Annotated in this window: 20 protein-coding genes; 10 read left to right on the top strand and 10 right to left on the bottom strand. The window is 56.0% G+C overall.

Going from position 1 to position 19,198, the window contains the following annotated elements:
- Nucleotides 1-5 precede the first annotated feature (5 nt).
- The 4 genes from ACZ1G5_RS05805 (at nucleotide 6) to ACZ1G5_RS05790 (ending at nucleotide 4,245) form a co-directional block, all read left to right on the top strand.
- On the top strand, nucleotides 6-1,124 hold the full coding sequence (locus tag ACZ1G5_RS05805; protein WP_472731946.1) for a Gfo/Idh/MocA family protein: 1,119 nt from the start codon (nucleotides 6-8) through the stop codon (nucleotides 1,122-1,124).
- A gap of 186 nt (nucleotides 1,125-1,310) precedes the next feature.
- On the top strand, nucleotides 1,311-2,354 hold the full coding sequence (locus ACZ1G5_RS05800) for a pyridoxal-phosphate dependent enzyme (RefSeq protein ID WP_472731945.1): 1,044 nt from the start codon (nucleotides 1,311-1,313) through the stop codon (nucleotides 2,352-2,354).
- A complete protein-coding gene (locus ACZ1G5_RS05795; protein ID WP_472734282.1) occupies nucleotides 2,354-3,514 on the top strand; it encodes a M24 family metallopeptidase in 1,161 nt (386 codons plus the stop codon). Before ACZ1G5_RS05800 ends, ACZ1G5_RS05795 begins: the two co-directional genes overlap by 1 nt.
- Nucleotides 3,514-4,245 carry a maleate cis-trans isomerase family protein gene (locus tag ACZ1G5_RS05790; RefSeq protein WP_472731944.1) on the top strand — a complete coding sequence of 244 codons (732 nt, stop codon included), beginning with the start codon at nucleotides 3,514-3,516 and terminating at the stop codon, nucleotides 4,243-4,245. Before ACZ1G5_RS05795 ends, ACZ1G5_RS05790 begins: the two co-directional genes overlap by 1 nt.
- Before the next feature lie 66 nt (nucleotides 4,246-4,311).
- Here the strand turns inward: ACZ1G5_RS05790 and ACZ1G5_RS05785 are convergent, their stop codons facing one another.
- The 8 genes from ACZ1G5_RS05785 to ACZ1G5_RS05750 form a co-directional block, all read right to left on the bottom strand.
- The gene (locus ACZ1G5_RS05785) at nucleotides 4,312-5,166 is read right to left on the bottom strand and encodes an urea carboxylase-associated family protein (protein WP_472731943.1); all 855 of its coding nucleotides are present in this window, start codon (nucleotides 5,164-5,166) and stop codon (nucleotides 4,312-4,314) included.
- Nucleotides 5,167-5,170: 4 nt separating this feature from the next.
- Nucleotides 5,171-6,064 carry an ABC transporter permease gene (locus ACZ1G5_RS05780; RefSeq protein ID WP_472731942.1) on the bottom strand — a complete coding sequence of 298 codons (894 nt, stop codon included), beginning with the start codon at nucleotides 6,062-6,064 and terminating at the stop codon, nucleotides 5,171-5,173.
- 3 nt (nucleotides 6,065-6,067) lie between these two features.
- The gene (locus ACZ1G5_RS05775; protein ID WP_472731941.1) at nucleotides 6,068-7,582 is read right to left on the bottom strand and encodes an ABC transporter permease; all 1,515 of its coding nucleotides are present in this window, start codon (nucleotides 7,580-7,582) and stop codon (nucleotides 6,068-6,070) included.
- A gap of 69 nt (nucleotides 7,583-7,651) precedes the next feature.
- Entirely contained in the window at nucleotides 7,652-8,758 is a 1,107-nt protein-coding gene (locus ACZ1G5_RS05770) for an extracellular solute-binding protein (RefSeq protein ID WP_472731940.1), read from the bottom strand.
- Between the two features lie 76 nt (nucleotides 8,759-8,834).
- Nucleotides 8,835-9,929, bottom strand: a complete 1,095-nt coding sequence (locus tag ACZ1G5_RS05765; protein ID WP_472731939.1) for an ABC transporter ATP-binding protein — start codon at nucleotides 9,927-9,929, stop codon at nucleotides 8,835-8,837.
- 219 nt (nucleotides 9,930-10,148) lie between these two features.
- Nucleotides 10,149-11,351 carry an aminopeptidase P family protein gene (locus ACZ1G5_RS05760; protein ID WP_472731938.1) on the bottom strand — a complete coding sequence of 401 codons (1,203 nt, stop codon included), beginning with the start codon at nucleotides 11,349-11,351 and terminating at the stop codon, nucleotides 10,149-10,151.
- A 679-nt stretch (nucleotides 11,352-12,030) separates the two neighbouring features.
- Nucleotides 12,031-13,209 carry a dual-specificity RNA methyltransferase RlmN gene (rlmN, locus tag ACZ1G5_RS05755; RefSeq protein WP_472731937.1) on the bottom strand — a complete coding sequence of 393 codons (1,179 nt, stop codon included), beginning with the start codon at nucleotides 13,207-13,209 and terminating at the stop codon, nucleotides 12,031-12,033.
- A 93-nt stretch (nucleotides 13,210-13,302) separates the two neighbouring features.
- Nucleotides 13,303-13,833: an invasion associated locus B family protein gene (locus ACZ1G5_RS05750; RefSeq protein WP_472731936.1), complete on the bottom strand. Its 531-nt coding sequence runs from the start codon at nucleotides 13,831-13,833 to the stop codon at nucleotides 13,303-13,305.
- Nucleotides 13,834-14,031: 198 nt separating this feature from the next.
- Here ACZ1G5_RS05750 and ACZ1G5_RS05745 point away from each other — a divergent pair, with 198 nt between their 5' ends.
- The 3 genes from ACZ1G5_RS05745 to ACZ1G5_RS05735 are packed head-to-tail and all read left to right on the top strand — an operon-like array spanning nucleotide 14,032 to nucleotide 16,856.
- The gene (locus ACZ1G5_RS05745) at nucleotides 14,032-15,024 is read left to right on the top strand and encodes an asparaginase (protein WP_472731935.1); all 993 of its coding nucleotides are present in this window, start codon (nucleotides 14,032-14,034) and stop codon (nucleotides 15,022-15,024) included.
- A gap of 21 nt (nucleotides 15,025-15,045) precedes the next feature.
- Nucleotides 15,046-15,834, top strand: coding sequence for an exodeoxyribonuclease III (xth, locus tag ACZ1G5_RS05740; RefSeq protein WP_472731934.1), 789 nt, complete (start codon nucleotides 15,046-15,048; stop codon nucleotides 15,832-15,834).
- Nucleotides 15,831-16,856 (top strand): zinc-binding dehydrogenase, encoded by a 1,026-nt coding sequence (locus tag ACZ1G5_RS05735; protein WP_472731933.1) that lies wholly within the window; start codon nucleotides 15,831-15,833, stop codon nucleotides 16,854-16,856. Before xth ends, ACZ1G5_RS05735 begins: the two co-directional genes overlap by 4 nt.
- On the opposite strand, the gene ACZ1G5_RS05730 is transcribed toward ACZ1G5_RS05735, so the two are convergent.
- Together ACZ1G5_RS05730 and ACZ1G5_RS05725 are read right to left on the bottom strand one after the other, a co-directional pair.
- The gene (locus ACZ1G5_RS05730; RefSeq protein WP_472731932.1) at nucleotides 16,837-17,085 is read right to left on the bottom strand and encodes a helix-turn-helix domain-containing protein; all 249 of its coding nucleotides are present in this window, start codon (nucleotides 17,083-17,085) and stop codon (nucleotides 16,837-16,839) included. The genes ACZ1G5_RS05735 and ACZ1G5_RS05730 overlap by 20 nt on opposite strands.
- Nucleotides 17,082-17,618: a hypothetical protein gene (locus ACZ1G5_RS05725; protein WP_472731931.1), complete on the bottom strand. Its 537-nt coding sequence runs from the start codon at nucleotides 17,616-17,618 to the stop codon at nucleotides 17,082-17,084. Before ACZ1G5_RS05725 ends, ACZ1G5_RS05730 begins: the two co-directional genes overlap by 4 nt.
- A gap of 66 nt (nucleotides 17,619-17,684) precedes the next feature.
- Here ACZ1G5_RS05725 and ACZ1G5_RS05720 point away from each other — a divergent pair, with 66 nt between their 5' ends.
- The 3 genes from ACZ1G5_RS05720 to rlmH all read left to right on the top strand — a co-directional run bounded on the left by ACZ1G5_RS05720 (nucleotide 17,685) and on the right by rlmH (nucleotide 19,170).
- Nucleotides 17,685-18,200: a hypothetical protein gene (locus ACZ1G5_RS05720; protein WP_472731930.1), complete on the top strand. Its 516-nt coding sequence runs from the start codon at nucleotides 17,685-17,687 to the stop codon at nucleotides 18,198-18,200.
- A gap of 62 nt (nucleotides 18,201-18,262) precedes the next feature.
- Complete coding sequence (gene rsfS / locus ACZ1G5_RS05715) at nucleotides 18,263-18,700, top strand: ribosome silencing factor (RefSeq protein ID WP_472731929.1); 438 nt, start codon at nucleotides 18,263-18,265, stop codon at nucleotides 18,698-18,700.
- Nucleotides 18,700-19,170: a 23S rRNA (pseudouridine(1915)-N(3))-methyltransferase RlmH gene (gene rlmH / locus ACZ1G5_RS05710; protein ID WP_472731928.1), complete on the top strand. Its 471-nt coding sequence runs from the start codon at nucleotides 18,700-18,702 to the stop codon at nucleotides 19,168-19,170. The genes rsfS and rlmH overlap by 1 nt, the downstream gene beginning before the upstream one ends.
- Nucleotides 19,171-19,198 lie beyond the last annotated feature (28 nt).

Genomic DNA, 19,198 nt, shown 5'->3' with positions numbered 1-19,198 from the left:
AAACTATGACACAGCTTGGCGTTGGCATCATCGGATGCGGCAATATCTCAACCTCCTATCTCGGGCTTGCCCCCTTGTTCAAAGCGCTGAAACTCGTGGCAGTGGCGGACATCAACATGGATGCCGCACATGCGCGGGCGGCAGACTATAACGTGCGGGCCGAAACCGTCGAGGATCTGCTAAGGGCAGCGGACGTCGATGTAGTCGTGAACCTGACGATCCCGGACGTGCATTTTGCGGTAACCAGACAAATCCTGCAGGCTGGCAAGCACGCCTATTCGGAAAAACCCTTGGTCCTGACGCTGGCAGAAGGCGAAGAACTCCGCGAACTGGCAGCGGCCAAAGGGCTTGCTATTGGGTCGGCACCGGATACGTTTCTGGGCGGGGCGCACCAGCAGGCGCGCGCGGCGATTGATGCAGGCGATGTGGGAAAAATCATTGGCGGGACATGCCACGTCATGGGGCATGGCATGGAAAGCTGGCACCCGAACCCGGACTTCTTTTATCAGCCCGGCGCGGGGCCGGTCTTGGATATCGGGCCGTACTATGTGACGAACCTGATCCAGCTTCTGGGTCCGGTAAAATCGGTCACATCGCTGGTCACCGCGACATTCACAGAACGGACCATCGGCAATGGGGATCGCTTGGGGGAAAAGGTGCCGGTCAACACCCCAACAAACATCCATGCGCTGCTTGATTTCGCAAATGGGGCCACTGTGACATTGGGGGCCAGCTGGGATGTCTGGGCACACCGGCACGCGAACATGGAACTTTACGGTGAAACCGGGTCGATCTTTGTCCCTGATCCGAATTTCTTTGGTGGCACGGTCGAGATTGGTGGGCAGGACCAGGAAATCAGCGCCTTGCCTGCTTGGGACCATCCCTTTGGCGTGCCAAATCAGGATGATCTGGCGAACTATCGCTGTGCTGGTCTGGCCGATATGGCAACCGGCGTCGCCGAGGGTCGCGCGTACCGATGCAACATCGACTTGGCTGTGCACGCGGTTGACGTGATGACCAGTATTCTAAAAGCAGGCGCGGAGCGGCGGTTTGTTGATCTGACAACCACCTGTGAACGTCCTGCGGCTCTGTCACCGGACGAGGCGCGCGCGCTGCTCGTCTAGATGTTTGGCATAAGGTAACGGTGTGCATGCCCCGGAAACGGGGCAGCAAACCTGCGCCTGTGACGTGCTTAGTAGTCTGACGAAACTAACAATCGGCCGTTCACCACCCCTTGGTTCAGTTGTAACACTATCTAAAGCGCCACATTTGTGCCTTGGCTATCTGTAGCGAGCTGTTAGCAATGTGGAATGGAGTTCTTACATAAACCTGTCACGCAAACCGCGGCATTGATCCAGACTCTTGCGCATATGCCATCGCCGAGTGTCGACGCGGCTCGTCCTTTGTCGCTTTTGTCGCACTGTCCTGTTGCTGGCGAAACCCCTTTGGAAAACGATCCTGAACTCGCCAAGCTAGCCGGCGTGGGTCACGTCCATATGAAAGATGAGCGCGCCCGGATGGGGCTGGGTAGCTTCAAAGCTTTGGGGGCGGCCTATGTCATTGCGGTCGACGCTCATAATGGTGACGTGTCGCGCCAAACCTATGTGACCGCAAGTGCCGGCAATCACGGCCTGTCGGTTGCCGCAGCTGCGCAGGCGTTCGGCGCGCGGGCGGTGATCTTTCTTGCTGATACAGTACCAGAGGTATTCGCAGATCGACTACGTGGACTAGGTGCGGACGTACGCAGGCATGGTGCAATTTATGAAGAAAGTATGTCGGGTGCCGCCGCTGCAGCCAAAGAAAACGGATGGATCCTTCTCTCTGACAGCTCTTGGGACGGATATTGCAACAAGCCTCACACGCTGATGGAGGGCTATCTGGTTTTGATGCATGAAGCTATTGCACAGATGCCCGCTGTACCCAGTCATATCTTTTTGCAAGCAGGGGTTGGTGGGCTGGCCGCGGCGAGTGCAGCTTATGCTCGCAAAGCATGGGGAAACGTGCCACGGATCATTGTGGTTGAGCCTGACGCGGCACCCGCAATCTTTGCGTCGATCAAGGCTGGAAGCCCGCAGATCACAACCGGACCAAGTTCACAAATGGGACGGTTAGATTGCAAAGAACCGTCGTTGATCGCTTTGAAAGGACTGGCGCATGACGCAGATGATTTCGTCCTGATTACAGAGGCTGAGGGCGCCGCAGGAAGTGCCGCTTGCGCCGCTGCCGGATACGCATCAACATCGTCTGGCGCAGCTGGTTTCGCTGGCTTGCTGGCCGCGCAAGCTGATCGCGCGGCATTGGGTTTGTCTGAAGAGTCTCGTGTGCTCGTCATCCTCAGCGAAGAAGCAACATGATGCCCGCCCCGCGACGTGGCTTTCTGGATGCTGAATTTGAACAGCGGACGAGAGCCGCGCAAGACCTCATGGCAGAAGCCGGATTGTCAGCAATTCTGCTCACGACTGAGCCAGAGGTGCGATACTACACAGGGTTTTTGACCCGTTTTTGGGAAAGCCCTACCCGCCCCTGGTTTGTGATCGTACCCATAGACCGCGCGCCAATCGCGGTCATTCCATTGATTGGCGCGCATTTGATGGGCCAAACTTGGATCAAGGACATACGAACTTGGCAAGCGCCAAATTTCGAAGATGACGGCATTGGGCTGCTTGCTGAGGCCCTGCGCGAAGTTACCCCGGTGGGAGGTCAGATTGGCATTGCAGACCAGATGGAAAGCCATGTGCGTATGCCGCTGCGCGATCTCAAGACGCTTGAGGGAGAGCTTGAAACGCGAGTCCTTCAGTCTGATCACTGCATCACGCAGCACTTACGCACAATCAAATCTGAGGCCGAGATTGACAAAATTCGGATCGCCGCTCAGATCGCTGATCGGGCCTTTGATCGCGTATCTGACATTGCCCGAACTGGGGTGTCGCTATCGCGCGTGTTCCGATCCTTTCAGGCGCTTTGTTTGGATGAAGGTGCCGATTGGGTACCTTACCTTGCAGGTGCGGCAGATCAAGGTGGCTATGGCGATGTTATTTCGCCAGCGACAGACAAGACACTGGCCAAAGGTGACGTGCTGATGCTGGACACGGGGCTCGTGTGGGATGGGTATTTTTGCGACTTTGATCGCAACTTCAGCGTGGGTTTCCCATCCGATGCAGTTAAGCTGGCTCATGGAAGACTGGTTGATGCTGCGGCGGCTGGACGCGAGGCCGCCAAGCCCGGCGCAGTGATATCTGACCTGTTCTACGCTATGAATGCAATCACCAACCCGGATGGGCTGCCGATGGAAGTAGGGCGTGTTGGGCATGGCCTGGGCATGCAACTAACCGAATGGCCATCTATTGTCGCTGTCGATCACACCCTGTTGGCCCCAGGCATGGTGCTGACGCTGGAACCTTCGATAAAGTTAACGAATAATAAGATCATGGTGCATGAAGAAAACGTTGTGATCCGCGATGGCGGCGCGGAATATCTGTCTACGCCGCAAGATCACCAAATCCGGATTTTGTAGTGCCTGTATCCGTCGACCATCGCCCCACACAGATTGGCCTGATCGTCCTGCAATCCGATGAAACGCTTGAACGCGATATGCGCATTCTTCTTCCACAGAATGTCGAATTCCTCGTAACACGAGTCCCCTCTGGACAGAGAGTAACACCTGATAGCCTGCAATCAATGGAGACTGCGCTGACGCAGGCTGCCAGCTTGCTTCCAATGGGAGCCAAACTTGCAGCCGTCGCTTATGGATGCACCTCCGGCACAGCTCAGATCGGCGCAGAGCGCATCGCGGCGCTTGTTCAAGCCGGTGTCTCTACCCCAACTGTAACTGAGCCTGTTTCTGCTCTGATCGCAGCATGCAAGACATTGCAGGTAACCCGCATCGGCTTGGTCAGCCCCTATATCGCGGCCGTTTCAGATCGGCTGCGCGCAGTGTTGGCCCATGCCGGTATTATCGTCACCCAGTTCACAAGTTTCGACGAGCCAGTAGAAGAAAAAGTGGTGCGCATTCTGCCCGATGCGATCAAGATAGCAGCAATTGACGTTGGTCAAAACCCGGATTGTGAGGCCGTGTTTTTGTCTTGCACTAACTTGCGAACATTGGATGTGATCGCGCAGATCGAGAAGCAACTCAACAAACCTGTTTTGTCGAGCAATCAGGTTCTCGCATGGCATCTGGGTGAAATTGCAAGCCCGGGGATGTCGCTATCGGGTGTTGGGACATTGTTTCAGCGGGGCACATAAGCAGGCAGCTGCCGGACACGTTCGTGGTCATGTATGTGTCGGTGTCCAGCTGCACATGCTGTCAGGCTACCTCCCGTGGCTGCCATCATAGGCCGATGATAGTGGTATTTGATGGGCTTGCCTTGCGGCGTGGCCGGGATCAAAAACTTCTATCAAAAGTGGATAGCAGGTGGTTTTGTCGGATGAATGTTCATCCGAACAATCGCCGCCCGGACAGGCGGACAGACCCACAATCAAATCAATTTCAGCACGAAACTCAAGATAGTCACCTGGGCGCACAGGGCTGGCTTTCATGAAATACTGGCCGGTGTCGCGGGTGAACCCGGTGCACATGAACACATTCAGGACGTCATGCACATGCGCCTCGGCCTCATGCAATGACAAACCAGTGTGATCAGCAAAAGCGCGGGTCAGGTTCGAGTGGCAGCAATGGTGGTAGTCATGCCCTGACAACAGCCGCCCCGTATAAGGATCGCAGCGCGTTCCGATGACATCATGGACAGACCCACCGTAGGCATCAAAACCATACCAATCAAGCGTATCGGCAGTGATCGTGGCCATCGGGCGCAAATGCGGAAAGCTCGACCACATCCGATCGCCAGTCGACAAATGCGTACCATGTAGCGCGCGCGTCTTGCCAGAATAGAACCGTTCGGTGATGTCGGACTTGGCCCAAAGGTTCAAATCACCCACTTGTGGACCATCCACGCTTGTGATGCGGAAGAAGCAACCTGCAGGGACGTCAATGCAGGCCGCTTCGCGCGGGGCGGCCGTGATTTGACCCGACAGCTGCGCGCCTTTGCGCAGGTCCGCCAATGGTGGTGCAGGCAGTGCGTCAGGCGGATAGCAGATCACCGGAGTAACAGCGCGGCGCGTTTCCGCATCATCAGGAGCATCAAATTCGGGTGTAACCAGTTTCATCGCATCAGCCTGGCGACATGCCGCGCAACCGCTCTGATCGGCGACGCAAGAGTTCGAGCACAAACAACAGCAAGACCGAAAGCCCAATCAGGATGGTGGCGACCGCCAGAATGGTTGGGCTGATCTGCTCGCGCAGACCGGTGAACATCTGCCATGGCAGCGTTTTTTGCCCGGCAGAGCCCACAAACAGCACCACAACAACCTCATCAAACGACGTGATAAAGGCGAACAATCCACCCGAGACAACGCCAGGAAGGATCAGCGGCATTTGTACCCGGAAAAATGTGGTTACTGGCCCCGCACCCATATTGGCCGCGGCCCGCGTCAGTGACTGATCAAACCCCACTAGGGTCGCGGTGACGGTGATGATCACAAAAGGGATGCCAAGGGCCGCATGGGCCAGTACCACGCCCAGATAAGTGCCCGTCAGGGTGAACGGCAGCTCGATCTTGCCAAAGGGTGTGGGGATATATGGGTTGGAATAAAAGAAATACATGCCCGTCGCGGAAATGATCAACGGCACGATCATGGGCGAGATGAGGATCGCCATAATCGCTCGTCGAAATGGCACATGGCTTTGCGACAAGCCGATCGCCGCCAAAGTCCCCAATGTTACCGACAGCAACGTGGCCACCGGCGCAATTTTCAGTGAATTCCGTAGCGCCAACTGCCAGTCGGAATTGGTAAAGAAATCCTCGTAATGTTTGGTCGAAAATCCCTTGGGGTTCAACGAAAGCATCTCGGGCGTGAAGGTAAAGAAATCCTGGGCATTGAACGACAGCGGAATGATCACGATGATGGGGGCGATCAGAAAGAAAAAAATTATCCCGCAGATTATGCGAAAACTATAGTACCAGACCCGCTGCCCGGTGGACGCATATGGCGGCAATGCTGACACGATCTAGCCCCCCAACTTAACGTTATCGATGCCCACGATCCGATCGTAGACCCAATAAAGGATCAACACGACAGCTAGCAGGATGGTGCCAAGCGCCGCCGCCAAACCCCAGTTCAGTGAACTTGAGATGTGATAGGCAATCCGGTTTGAAATAAAGACACCCTTGGTCCCGCCCACCAGTTCCGGCGTGATGTAGTACCCGATGGACAGGATGAACACGAGGATACACCCCGCCCCGATGCCCGGCACAGATTGCGGGAAATAGACGCGCCAAAAGGCGGTCCAATCGGTAGCACCAAGCGATTTGGCCGCCCGCAGGTAACTGGACGGGATCGTCTTCATCACCGAGTAAAGCGGCAAGATCATGAAGGGCAACAGGATATGCGTCATAGCAATTATCGTGCCGGTTTGGTTGTTTATCAGTTGCAGGCGGCCACCGTCGGCCACGATGCCGACCCAGACCAGAATATCGTTGATCACACCTTGTTGCTGTAACAGCACTTTCCACGCAGACGTACGCACCAATAGCGAGGTCCAGAAGGGCAGCAACACAAGGATCATCAACAGGTTCGCCTTTCGGTCCGGCAGGTTCGCTAACAGCCATGCGATCGGATAGCCCAGCAGCACGCACATCACCATAATCGACAGCGACATGATCATCGTGCGGATAAACAGGGTGACATAGATCTGTTCGTTCTCCGGGCGTGCTTCGATCCCGCCAGGACCTTTGAGAAGGTCAACGGAGTTCAGGAAGTACCCGCTGGTGTATTCAGGCGCGTAGATCTTGATGGTTTGCCAGACCTCGGGGTCCAGCCAGTCATCGTCTACATCGGCAAACTGCGCTTGCAGTGACACGGGCTCCACGCCAGCCAGATCAACAGCGATTGGCAAGGCCGCCCCGGCCACGGCATCTTGGTAAAGAGCGGTATAGACAAAATCCCAAGGCTCTTCTTCGGCAGGAATATCATCCTCTGCCTCAACGATCATCTGCGCCCATGCGTCATAGGTTGCGGCGGTTTGGGGCAAAGCATCGCGTACCGCCTCATCAGTCATCCATGCGTCCCATTGGGCGGGGTCAGCATAGGTGGGGTCAGCGTCTTGGAAGGCATCGGTGTAGACATCAGTATCAAACCGACCAACCCCTCTGCCCGACTTGCGAAATAGCGATGAAATTCCAGTCAGTTCATAGTTAAGGCGGCTGCCCAGACGCGTGTGAGTCTTATATTCGGTCGCCAACGCCATGTCGATGTAAAGGGCGGCGAAAACATCCTCATCTGGGGCCACACCACTGTCGGCATCCCACCCATCCAAGGCTTGGACGGTGCGCGGCAACGTCTCCGATACGATTTGGTTCTCGACGGATCGGAACAACATGTCAGCAATCGGCATCACGAAGGACACCAGAATAAAAATCAACAAAGGTGCAATAAGAGCCAGCGCGCGGACTTTCTGGCGGCGCAAAGCGCGGTTCAGTGATGCCTTCAACGGGCGACCATCTGCTGCCAATACTTCTGTCAAATCACACGCTCCCTGCGGCCACAGATATCAGGGGCGCCACACATGGCGACACCCCTGATGTTTTTGGTTTTACTGTGTCAACCACGCCTGGAACTTTGCGTCCAGATCATCGCGATAATCTGCCCACCACTCGTAGTTATACAAGAACGTGTTCTCCGCGTTTGCAGGGTCAGTTGGCATGTGCGGGGCCATGTCGATACCAAGATCGGCGTGCTGACCGACCAACGGTGCGGATGATGCGCGTGCCGGACCGTAAGAGATGTATTTCGCCTGATCTGCCAGACGCTGCGTATCTGTGGCAAACCGAACGTAGTCCAGCGCGCGCGCTTCGCGTTCTGGGCTGAGGCCTGTGGGGATGATCCAACCATCAAGGTCGAACACCTGCGCGTCCCACAACATGGCAACCGGCTGGTTCTGCTCTTCGATCAAAGCAAACAAACGACCATTATAGGTTGAACCCATGACGACCTCACCATCGGCCAATAGCTGTGGTGTATCCGCACCAGCAGACCACCAAACAACGCTGTCTTTAATGGTGTCGAGCTTGGCAAAGGCCTGCGCCTGACCTTCATCAGTTTCCAGAACGTCATAGACGTCCTCTTTGGCAACGCCGTCGCACAGCAGTGCCCACTCCATGTTGTTGATCGGGCGCTTTTCAAGTGACCGCTGACCGGGGTATGTTTCCGTGTCAAAGATCGCGCAAATGTCGGTCGGTGCTGTGTCGCCCACAAGATCAGTGCGATAGCCAACGGTTGTCGAATACACGATCTGTGGGATAAAACAGTCAGATACCAGCAAATCACCAAAGTCATCTGACGCGGTTGAGCCGTCATCGCCCGGCGCCAACTGCTCATCATGGTCGATTTCCAGCGCCAGACCTTCGTCGCACAGGCGGATCGCATCGGATGCAACAACGTCAACAACATCCCAAGTGACGTTGCCTGCTTCGTTCATCGCACGTAGTTTCGCCACAGCCTCGGCCGAGCTTTCGTCGTTGATGATGTTGATGCCTGTGTTTTCCATATAGGGGTTGTGATAGGCTTGTTGCTGCGAGTTTGAGTAAGCCCCGCCCCAGCTAACGATTGTCAGTTCATCGGCCATATGCCCGTCTGACGCAGCCACTGTTGCGGTCAGCGTCAGGCATGTCGTGGCCATCAATTTGATCTTGGTTTTCATTATTTTCTCCCATAGTTTTTGCCCGGTTTGGTATTTGAAGAACCACGGTCCGGGCGACCGTAATTCCTTATTGCGTTCAGGCGTCCAGCGCGCGGCAATCCTCCGCCAACCAGCCGATTTCGATCATCTCGCCCGGCTTAAGCCGCCTTTGATCGGGCGCATTACGTGTCTTGATCACAAATTCATCGGTACCAGCGACACGCAGACGGGTGCGGAAAATGTCACCCATGTAGATAAACTCAAGCACTTCAGCCTTGAGCGTATGCGCATCGGCATGCAGCCGCTCGCCGTCAAACTCGACACGTTCTGGCCGAATAGAGACCTTCGTACGTTCGCCAACTTCACTCACGTTGACCGGCACCGCATCAATGATGTCCCCGCTATCCAGTTTGACGATGCAGGTGTCGCCCTGAATCTCCTGCACAACACCATCAAGTGTATTATTTTCGCCAATGAACTGGGCCACAAAGCTATTCATGGGTTTCTCATAAAGCTCATCCGGCGAGGCGAGCTGCTGAATTCGTCCATCGTCAAAAACGGCAACACGGTCAGACATGGTCAGCGCCTCTGTCTGATCATGGGTGACGTAGACAGTGGTGATCCCCAGATCATGGGCCAGATTTGTAATTTCAAACTGCAAGGTTTCGCGCAGTTGTTTGTCCAGCGCGCCGAGCGGTTCGTCCATCAAAACCAACTCTGGTTCAAAAACCAACGCACGGGCCAATGCGATACGCTGTTGCTGGCCACCTGATAGCTGCGCTGGACGACGACCCGCAAAGCTGCCCATCTGCACCATGTCGAGGGCGCGTTTGACCTTTTCCTCACGCTCTGACTTGCCCATTTTCCGCACTTCAAGCGGGAACGACAGGTTTTCGGCCACTGTCATATGCGGGAAAAGCGCGTAGTTCTGAAAAACCATGCCAATGCCACGCTTATGCGGCGGGATATTGTTGATCGACACGCCGTCCAGCGTAATATCGCCGTGGGTGGCTGTTTCAAACCCGGCCAGCATCATCAGGCAGGTCGTCTTGCCGGACCCTGATGGTCCCAACATCGTAAGAAACTCACCCTTCGGCATCGCAAGATTGAGGTCCTTAACCACAAGTGTTTCGCCGTCATAGCTTTTTTGCACACGTTCGAAGGCAACAAAGGCGTCTCTAGCGTCTAACATCGGGTATGGTTTCCCTTCGGTGCAATTTGCATCTTATCGGCCAGTGCCGCTGAACAGTTTGCAGGAAGGGTGCAAAATGACGAACCAGAACGCAAGGACATAACCAAGTGTGTTCCAGGACGACGTAAGGTACACCACACATACTCGTTGGCTATGTCCGTATCCCTGTTTAGAGGGCCGGCGTGAAACAGGGGACCGCGCCAACCTTCCTGCATAACCCTAGCCAACAATATTGAAGTCTGGTCCATATGGGTAACCAGTGATATTTTCGTTCCCGTTTTCGTTGATGACAAGTATATCATGCTCGCGGTAACCCCCCGCCCCGGCCTGACCTTCGGGTATGGTCAGCATCGGCTCCATCGAGATGACCATGCCGGGTTCCAACACCGTGTCGATGTCCTCTCGCAATTCCAACCCAGCCTCGCGGCCGTAGTAATGCGACAAAACGCCGAACGAATGACCATAGCCAAAACTACGATATTGAAGCAGGTTATGCTCTTCGAAGAACGCGTTGATCTTGTGGGTGACCTCAGCACAGGTGGCACCGGGTTTCAGTAGGCTCATCCCGTACTCATGGGCAGCGATATTCGTTTCCCAAATCTTCAGGCTGGCGGCGTCGATCTCTTGCACAAACAACGTGCGTTCAAGCGCTGTGTAATAGCCAGAGATCATCGGAAACGTGTTCAGACTTAGAATGTCGCCGCGTTCCAAAACCCGCCCCGTCACAGGGTTATGCGCGCCGTCTGTGTTAAGGCCTGATTGAAACCAGACCCACGTGTCACGGTATTCTGCATCCGGGAAGCGCTTGGCAATCTCCAACTCCATTGCGTCGCGACCAGCCATTGCAACATCAATTTCGCGGGTCCCCGCCTTGATCGCATCCTTGATCGCATAACCACCCACATCGGCCACTTGCGCGCCATGGCGGATCAGTTCGATTTCAGCAACAGATTTATGCATCCGCTGAACCATCGTTGCGGGTGCGATGTCTTTGCTCGCGTTTGGACGCAGAAATTCATCCAAAAGCGCCTTTTGCGCAATGCTGATGTGATCGCCCTCGTAACCGATGGACTTGCTTATGCCGGTGACCGATACGATCACGCGCCAATAGTTGTTCCGCTCCCAATCTGTATAGGTGATGTTGTCGCCATGACTGCGGCGCCACGGCTGGGCCGCGTCAATGCCCGCACTGACGGTTACACTTTCGGATTGGGTAACAACCAGTGCATAGGGCCGGCCAAATGCGCAATAAAGAAAGCCGGAATAGTAAGCGACGTTGTGCATCGAGGTGAAGACGCAAGCATCAACACCTTCATCGGCCATCGTGGCGCGCAGCTTGGCAAGCCGGCCGTCATATTCAGCATTTGAAAACGGGAGGACCTTTTCACCTTGGTGAAAGCGGTAGTGTTGTGGGCGTGCCATCCTAGTTCCTTCAGTCAGCGCCGGTGCGCGTGAAGGGATGCAAACCTTCCTGACAACGCAGCGGCAAAGCAAGATCCCGGCGTTCAGGATGGTTGGGGTGCAGGTGCAATGCATTGCTATGACGACGCCATCGTCAATCCAGCACCCTTATGCTGCGAGATTTGGGTTCAGCTGGCAAGGCAAAACTGATCAATCACGCAAGGTGATAGCGGTGCTTGGAAAAATGCTGAAAGCACCGCGTTACAGATCATTGTAAGGCCAAGCAGGAATTGCACAGCCGAAGGTTGCCTGACAGCAGCAATGATTGCGCACGTGAAGCTATCTTTCGTGTTGTGTGCGGGTGCTGTATGAAAACACGATGTCCGAGTTGGGCTCTTCCGGCACCTTCGCTGCGATCCCAGCAAAGGTCTGCTCTACTAATTTGGATCAGTGTTTTAATGTAGAGTTCAAACATATCTGGCGTTCAACCCCAAGGGATTGCGTAGGACAAATCATCAGCGAGAAGCGCTCGCGGCCAGTGGGCCTAGACAAGTCGCGTTTGATGGGCGCTGTGGAGCACGTCGCTTACACACGTATCCTGATCCTCCGCGATCTGTCTGAGGGTCAAAACCATCCCGGATGGCACCCGAAGCGTCACTGTTTCATCCCGCAACCATGTGCCAGCATGGTAAACGGCGGGTTAAAGTCCGGCCTCTTGCGCAATCTGCGCTTTGGACTTGCGTGTGCGTTCCGTCGCTGATTTCAACTGGCCACAGGCCGCCATAATGTCTTCACCGCGCGGTTTACGCACGGGCGAGGCATAGCCTGCATCATAGATGATATCGGCAAACTTGCGGATACGGTTGTTGGAAGAGCGCTTGTAAGGTGCGCCGGGCCATTCGTTGAAGGGGATCAGGTTGATCTTGGCCGGGATCCCCTCGATCAGTTTGATCAGGCGGCGCGCGTCGTCATCGCTGTCGTTCACACCGTCGAGCATGACATATTCAAAGGTAATGCGCTCCGAATTCGACACCTTGGGATACACGCGCAAGGCGTCCAGCAATTCTGCAATCGGCCAGCGCTTGTTGATCGGTACAAGGCGGTCGCGCACCTCGTCTGTCGTCGCATGGAACGACACGGCCAACTGACATCCGATCTCTTCCGCCGTGCGCGCAATCTCGGGCACCACACCAGATGTCGACAGCGTGATGCGGCGGCGCGACAGCGAAATCCCCTCGGGGTCCATGGCGATCTTCATCGCGTCGCGGACGTTTTCAAAATTATACAGCGGCTCACCCATGCCCATCAGCACGATATTGGACAAAAGGCGCGCGTCGTCGGTGTTGCGGGTTCCGGGTGCGGGCCATTCACCCAGGTCGTCGCGGGCGACCATGATCTGGCCGACAATCTCGGCTGTTGTCAGATTGCGCACCAGCTTTTGCGTGCCCGTATGACAGAACGAACAGGTCAGCGTGCAGCCGACCTGACTGGAAATGCACAATGTGCCGCGATCGGTTTCGGGGATATAGACAACTTCAACCTCATGCCCGCCCGCGATGCGCACAAGATATTTGCGGGTGCCATCGTCTGATACCTGACGTGTCACAACCTCTGGCAGTGCGATGACAAAAGTGTCCGCCAACATCGCGCGATAGTCTTTGGACAGGTTGGTCATCGCATCAAAGTCACGCACGCCCCAATGGTAAATCCATTGCCAGATTTGGCCAACGCGCATTTTCGCCTGCTTTTCAGCCGTACCAGCCGCAATCAACGCATCGCGCATCTGATCACGCGACAGACCAATCAGGTTGAGCGGTCCATCGGGCAGCTTGCGCGGAATGGTCAGCACGTCCTGCGTGATCGGGGCCTTGGCGTCCATAAAACGATCTCTCGGTTGGGGTTCTGGAGGGATATAAGAGAAAGAGGCGGCTTCCACAAGGAAACCGCCTCTTTCATAAACCTGATTTGCAGCTTAGCCAGAGCAGCGGTTCGCGGCTTCTTCAACAGCAGCGGTAAAGCCCAAAAGGCTAAAGGTGTCCTGCGTTTGCGTACCGCGACCGGAACGTCCTGTCAGAACAGCGTTGGCGCCACGCTTCATTGTGGCAACAAATTTTGCATCGTCTTCCGCTGTTGCAGGCCAAGCGGTTTCACCTTGGGTGAACATCTGGAATGTTGTTTCGCCGACTTGCAGGCTGACGGTTGAATCGTTGGCGAAAGGATAGCCGCCGGTGAACATGACCTGTCCGTTGACATCTTCGGACGGGCGATAAAAGACGATCAGGCGGATATCTCCGCGCCGGACGTCAACGGTATTGCCATCGCGGGAGTTGACGGTTTCTTTGGGTGCGGACACGGCCCAGCATTCGGTTGGGTCGCTTTCCACAAAAACACTCCAGTCCGTACTGGCCGAGACGCGGTTGTCGCTTTCTTCCTGTGCGACAGCTGCGTTTGCCGTCAAAAGTGCCAGTGACACACCAATCATACGCGAAAAATTCAAAATCATATTACAGCCTCCAAGCTGTCCTTGCCTCTGGATGCCTCATCTGGTCTGCGGCGCATCTGGCGGCACCTTTTCGACTAGCGAGGCGTTGTTCAACTCGATAGCGTAGAGCATAGCAAAAATCCGCCCTCAGGGGAAAGCCCTCTTTGCGACGTGCTCTGCGCTACACAAACGACATATACAATCCAAAAAGGCAAAAGAATGGCAAATCCCGTTGATCTGGTCGAAGTCTGGCGCGGAGACCTGCGCGAATGCGTCCACCAGGGTCACGCAGTTGTGTGCGATGATACGGGTCAGATCGTCGCGGCGTGGGGGGATCCGGCGGCAATCATCTTTCCAAGATCATCATGCAAGATGCTTCAGGCTCTGCCGCTTTTGGAAAGCGGGGCAGGGGCCAATCTCACGGACGCACAACTGGCACTCGCATGCGCCTCGCATCAAGGTGCAGCTATTCACACTGATCGGGTGGGCGCATGGTTGAAAGATCTGGGGCTGTCCGACGATGCCTTTCGCTGTGGCGCGCAAATGCCAAGCGACAAGGATGCGCGCTATGATCTGATCCGCGCCCACGCGGACCCTTGCCAGATCCATAACAATTGTTCGGGTAAGCACGCGGGCTTTCTGACGCTGACCCAACATCTCAAAGCGGGTCCTGACTATGAACAGATTGACCACCCCGTACAGCAAGCCTGCAAAAGTGCGTTCGAGGAGGTCACGCAAGAAACCAGCCCTATGTTCGGGATCGATGGATGCTCTGCGCCGAACCACGCTTGCACGGTCCACGGGCTCGCCCGGGCGATGGCGTTTTTCGCAAGCGCGCAAGACCGCTCAGACACGCGCAGCACGGCTGCCGCCAGACTGACGCAGGCGATGGCAACCTATCCCGCACTGGTCGCCGGCGAAACCCGCGCCTGCACCGACCTGATGCGGGCAATGAATGGCAAAGTTGCTGTCAAGACAGGGGCGGAGGGTGTTTTTATCGCGATTGTCCCTGAGAAACGCCTCGGTGTTGCGCTCAAGATCGCCGATGGCGCGACCCGCGCGAGCGAGGCGGCGATTGCCGCGATCCTGGTCAAACTGGGTGTCTTGGATGCAGCGCATCCCGCTACCATTGCCCGGATGAAACCCGCCGTTAAGAATTGGCGCGGCACGCAGACTGGGTATATCACTCCTGCAAACGCGCTTGTCGCATAACCCAAATCGAAAGCCGAAATTATGCCCTTCACGCTAGCCACTTGGAATATCAACTCAGTCCGCCTGCGCGAAGACATCGTGGCCAAGCTGATGCGCGACGAGGCCCCAGACGTGCTGTGCCTGCAAGAATGCAAAAGCCCGGTGGACAAAATCCCGCTCGAGCAGTTCCAATCGCTGGGCTATACCTACATGGTTGCGCGCGGGCAAAAGGGGTACAACGGCGTCGCAATTTTTTCCAAAATTCCAATGGTCGAGGCGGGTGCAGAGGATTACGCGCAGCTTGGCCACGCGCGCCATATCGCTGGCCGATTGGAGAATGGCGTGACGATCCACAACCACTATGTGCCAGCTGGCGGCGATGTTGCGGATCGTGAAGTGAATGAGAAGTTCGGCAACAAGCTCGACTATCTGACCGACATGCGCGACGCCTATCATGCAGCCAAACCTGAAAAATCCATCCTTGTCGGTGATCTGAACATCGCACCCCGCGAAGATGACGTCTGGGACCACAAGAAACTGCTCAAAGTGGTCAGCCACACCCCGATTGAGGTGGAACATTTTGCTGATGTGATGGATGCTGGCGCGTGGTCCGACGTCACCCGGAACGATATTACCGAAGGCAAGCTCTATAGCTGGTGGTCCTACCGCGCCAAGGATTGGGATGCCGCGGACAAGGGTCGCAGGCTCGATCATATCTGGGCGACGCCGGATATCAAAAACGCCGCCCACTCCAGTCGGGTGCTGCGCGACGCCCGTGGATGGGAAAAACCCAGCGATCACGCGCCGGTTTTTGCGACGTTTGATCTATGACATTGCCCGATACCATGCGTGCTCTGATCCAAACCCGAGACGGGTATGCAGGCACGCAGACGGGGCCCCATATCACGGACCTGACGCCATTTCTGGCGGATGAGACGATCCCGGTGCCGACGCCCAGCGCGGGACAGGCGCTGATCAAAGTGATTTTAGCTGCCGTAAACCCCTCGGACATCCATTTCATCAAAGGTGAATACGGTCAGCCGCGTATCAAAGGTGTGCCGGCTGGATTTGAAGGCGTGGGCGAAGTGGTCGCTGGCGGTGGTGCTCTGGATGGGAAACGGGTCAGCTTCTTTGCGACGGCGTCCGGCACATGGGCAGAATATGCAATGACAGACGCCAGTGGGCTGGTCCCCTGTCGCCCTGACCTGTCGGACACTGATGCCGCCGGGCAGTTGGTGAACCCGCTGACTGCCATCGCGATGTTTGACATCGTCAAGGACAGTGGCGCGGATAGTTTCGTGCTCAACGCGGCCGGTTCACAGCTGGGCAAGCTTCTGATCGCCTTGGGCCGCGACCACGGCATCAAGCCCATTGCTGTCGTGCGGCGGTCAGAACAGGCGGCGGCACTGAAAGAACTTGGCGCAGCAGAGGTGATCGCCACCGCTCAAGCTGATCCGCTGGGGATGGCGCAAGCCATCTTCAAAACGCTCAAGCCGCGCATCCTGCTGGATGCCGTCGGCGACCAGTTCATCGCTGATCTGTTTTTTGCGATGCCCAGCCATGCGCGTTGGGTCAATTATGGCAAGCTGTCGACAGACGCACCCGCGCTCACCGAATTGGGTCAGATGATTTTTCGTGGCAAGCAGATCGAAGGATTTTGGTTGACCCGGTGGATGAAATCCGTCGATCCGGGGCGCGTTCCTGCCGCGTTCGCGGAAATTCAGGAGCGGTTTGTGCAGGGGGCATGGAAAACGGATGTTGCAGGGGTTGTGCCGCTATCCGACGCGATGACCAAACTGCCAGAGGTTCTGGGGCTGCCTGACGGTAAGGCTTTCATCGACCCGCGCGCATAAAGTCTGCGTCATCGGCTAATTCAGCGGCCTCTAGTAAATCACCCGGCTGACACTCCAGCACGGCGCAAATCTTGGCGAGGGTCTCAAAGCGGATGCCTTTGACCTTGCCAGACTTCAGTAAGCTGATGTTTTGTTCGGTAATGCCAACGGCCTGCGCCAGATCCCGGGACTTCATCTTGCGCAGGGCGAGCATCACATCAAGGCGAACGACAATCGAGAGATCCTTCATACGAAGGCCTTGTTTTCTGCCGCGAGGTCAGAGGCTTCGCGCATGGCCCAACCGATGATCATGATCAATCCACCTGACAGGGCAAAGAAAATCATATCGCTGTCTAGGCCGATAGCGAAGCTGCGTTCGCCACGTGGATTGGCGAGGGTGAGCAAAACCGTCTGGATGGGCCGCAGGATAAACGGAACAATGGCCAACGCCAGAAACCCCTGACCTATCCGCTGGATCAGCCGCGCGCTGTTCTCGGTCAGCACCTGACCTGCGACATAAGCGCCAAAGAGTTTGCGCATTTCATTCAGCGTTAAGATCAGGATCAAGGGGCTGATAAGATTAAGAACAACAACCGTGATCAGCTGTCCCTGCGTGGCATCTGGTGAGACGGGCGCACCATGAAGCGTGCCATTCAAGGCCTCAGGTACCAATGGCGTCGTGAACAGTCCGCCAAGAATTGCCACGGGCAGAACCACCATTGCTGCAATCGTGATGCCGCGCAGAATGGCGGCCCATTTCGAAACATGCTCTAGCTTGGACATTTTTCACCTTTCGATTTCTATAATTTATCGTAAAACAATAAAAATACCTTGTCAAAGGAGATTCGTATGCGATTCATAATACTATCTATCATCGTTCTCTCGGCCTGCGGCAGCATTGTCCCGTCGACTGCGATGCGCCCAAGCGGACTATCCCCGACGACCGCTGATCCGGCGGGCTTTGCGGTTGATCTGGCGTTGCCTGCCGGCATCGACATCAAGCCGGGAAGCGCGCAATTCATCTTCAGCGTGGCGCGCTCTGATACGCAAGAGGCTCAGTCCGACGTTTTTATGTTGGAACGCGAAGGTTCGATATACCGTTTCGCATCTGCTGATCTGGTCGCGGTGCGCGCCTTGCAAGCGACCGCGCGGCGATGGAACGCTGAAAATGATGCCGCTACAAACGGGTCCTTAGCGGTGACCTTGTCGCCGTGTTTGACCGGCACGGGCCCGGCCACGGATGCGCGCGTCAGCGTGCGGTTGCGCCTTGAGACGGGCGGTGCATTCCTGCCACTGGTGCGCAACGGGCCGCTTTCTGCTGTTGCGTCGGTAGAAGAAATCCGCGACATGGCCGTCTGCCCCTAAGCGAAATGTTGAAAAATGCGCCGGGCATTGCTACTTTTCAACTATGCCCTCGCGTCGGGGCCATGACGACGTGCTTTAAGGAGGACAATGAACTGTCTCTTTCTACAGCGGCTGGAACACCAGCCACCATCGGAGCCTCAGCAATGACCGCTTCGAAATCTGCGAACAGCGAAAGCCTCTTGGCGGCTGTTTTGAAATCTCTGCAAGACGACAAAGGCGAAGACATCGTACAGATCAATCTGCGCGGTAAGTCCGAAATCGGTGACTATATGGTCATCGCGTCGGGGCGCTCAACACGTCAGGTCACGGCGATGGCTGAAAAGCTGGCCGAAAAAGTCAAACAGGATTTCGGGGTCATCCCCAAGACCGAAGGCAAAGACATTGGCGATTGGGTGCTGATCGACACGGGCGATATCATCGTGCACATCTTCCGTCCCGAAGTGCGCGAGTTCTATCAGCTTGAAAAGATGTGGCAGCCCGGGGCGGCGACCGCCGTCTGATGCGCGTCCAGATCTGCGCTGTGGGCCGTTTGCGCAAAGGGCCCGAGCGTGACCTTTATGACGACTACCTGACCCGGTTTGACCGGACAGGCCGGGCCTTGGCGCTTGGCCCTGCGCAATTGATCGAAGTGGAAGACAAAAAGGGTGGTGGGATGCCAGCCGAGGCCGCTTTACTGGAACGCGCTGTGCCTGATGGCGCTTTGATCTGTACAATGGATGAGCGCGGCAAACTCATGCGCTCGCCGGACTTTGCAGCCCTTCTCGCTGAATGGCGCGACCAAGGGCGGCAGGACGTCAGCTTTGTGATTGGTGGCGCGGATGGCATTGATCCCACCTTGCGCGCGCGGGCGGATGCGTCGCTCAGCTTTGGTAAAATGGTCTGGCCCCACATGCTGGTCCGGGTGATGTTGGCTGAACAGCTGTACCGGAGTGCGTCAATTCTTGCCGGTGGTCCTTATCATCGGGCCTGAGGATGCCTCCGGCGAGAGTTTTTGGGCA

Source organism: Yoonia sp. JB2-21 (genome assembly GCF_055693545.1).
This window is presented reverse-complemented; position numbering and strand designations above follow the sequence as displayed.

What these genes read in the sequence shown, in the direction of transcription:
- ACZ1G5_RS05805 (WP_472731946.1), top strand. Translation starts at nt 6, where the DNA reads ATGACACAGCTTGGCGTTGGCATCATCGGATGCGGCAATATCTCAACC.
- ACZ1G5_RS05800 (WP_472731945.1), top strand. Translation starts at nt 1,311, where the DNA reads ATGGAGTTCTTACATAAACCTGTCACGCAAACCGCGGCATTGATCCAG.
- ACZ1G5_RS05795 (WP_472734282.1), top strand. Translation starts at nt 2,354, where the DNA reads ATGCCCGCCCCGCGACGTGGCTTTCTGGATGCTGAATTTGAACAGCGG.
- ACZ1G5_RS05785 (WP_472731943.1), bottom strand. Translation starts at nt 5,166, where the DNA reads ATGAAACTGGTTACACCCGAATTTGATGCTCCTGATGATGCGGAAACG.
- ACZ1G5_RS05770 (WP_472731940.1), bottom strand. Translation starts at nt 8,758, where the DNA reads ATGAAAACCAAGATCAAATTGATGGCCACGACATGCCTGACGCTGACC.
- ACZ1G5_RS05765 (WP_472731939.1), bottom strand. Translation starts at nt 9,929, where the DNA reads ATGTTAGACGCTAGAGACGCCTTTGTTGCCTTCGAACGTGTGCAAAAA.
- ACZ1G5_RS05760 (WP_472731938.1), bottom strand. Translation starts at nt 11,351, where the DNA reads ATGGCACGCCCACAACACTACCGCTTTCACCAAGGTGAAAAGGTCCTC.
- rlmN (WP_472731937.1), bottom strand. Translation starts at nt 13,209, where the DNA reads ATGGACGCCAAGGCCCCGATCACGCAGGACGTGCTGACCATTCCGCGC.
- ACZ1G5_RS05750 (WP_472731936.1), bottom strand. Translation starts at nt 13,833, where the DNA reads ATGATTTTGAATTTTTCGCGTATGATTGGTGTGTCACTGGCACTTTTG.
- ACZ1G5_RS05745 (WP_472731935.1), top strand. Translation starts at nt 14,032, where the DNA reads ATGGCAAATCCCGTTGATCTGGTCGAAGTCTGGCGCGGAGACCTGCGC.
- xth (WP_472731934.1), top strand. Translation starts at nt 15,046, where the DNA reads ATGCCCTTCACGCTAGCCACTTGGAATATCAACTCAGTCCGCCTGCGC.
- ACZ1G5_RS05735 (WP_472731933.1), top strand. Translation starts at nt 15,831, where the DNA reads ATGACATTGCCCGATACCATGCGTGCTCTGATCCAAACCCGAGACGGG.
- ACZ1G5_RS05730 (WP_472731932.1), bottom strand. Translation starts at nt 17,085, where the DNA reads ATGAAGGATCTCTCGATTGTCGTTCGCCTTGATGTGATGCTCGCCCTG.
- ACZ1G5_RS05725 (WP_472731931.1), bottom strand. Translation starts at nt 17,618, where the DNA reads ATGTCCAAGCTAGAGCATGTTTCGAAATGGGCCGCCATTCTGCGCGGC.
- ACZ1G5_RS05720 (WP_472731930.1), top strand. Translation starts at nt 17,685, where the DNA reads ATGCGATTCATAATACTATCTATCATCGTTCTCTCGGCCTGCGGCAGC.
- rsfS (WP_472731929.1), top strand. Translation starts at nt 18,263, where the DNA reads ATGACGACGTGCTTTAAGGAGGACAATGAACTGTCTCTTTCTACAGCG.
- rlmH (WP_472731928.1), top strand. Translation starts at nt 18,700, where the DNA reads ATGCGCGTCCAGATCTGCGCTGTGGGCCGTTTGCGCAAAGGGCCCGAG.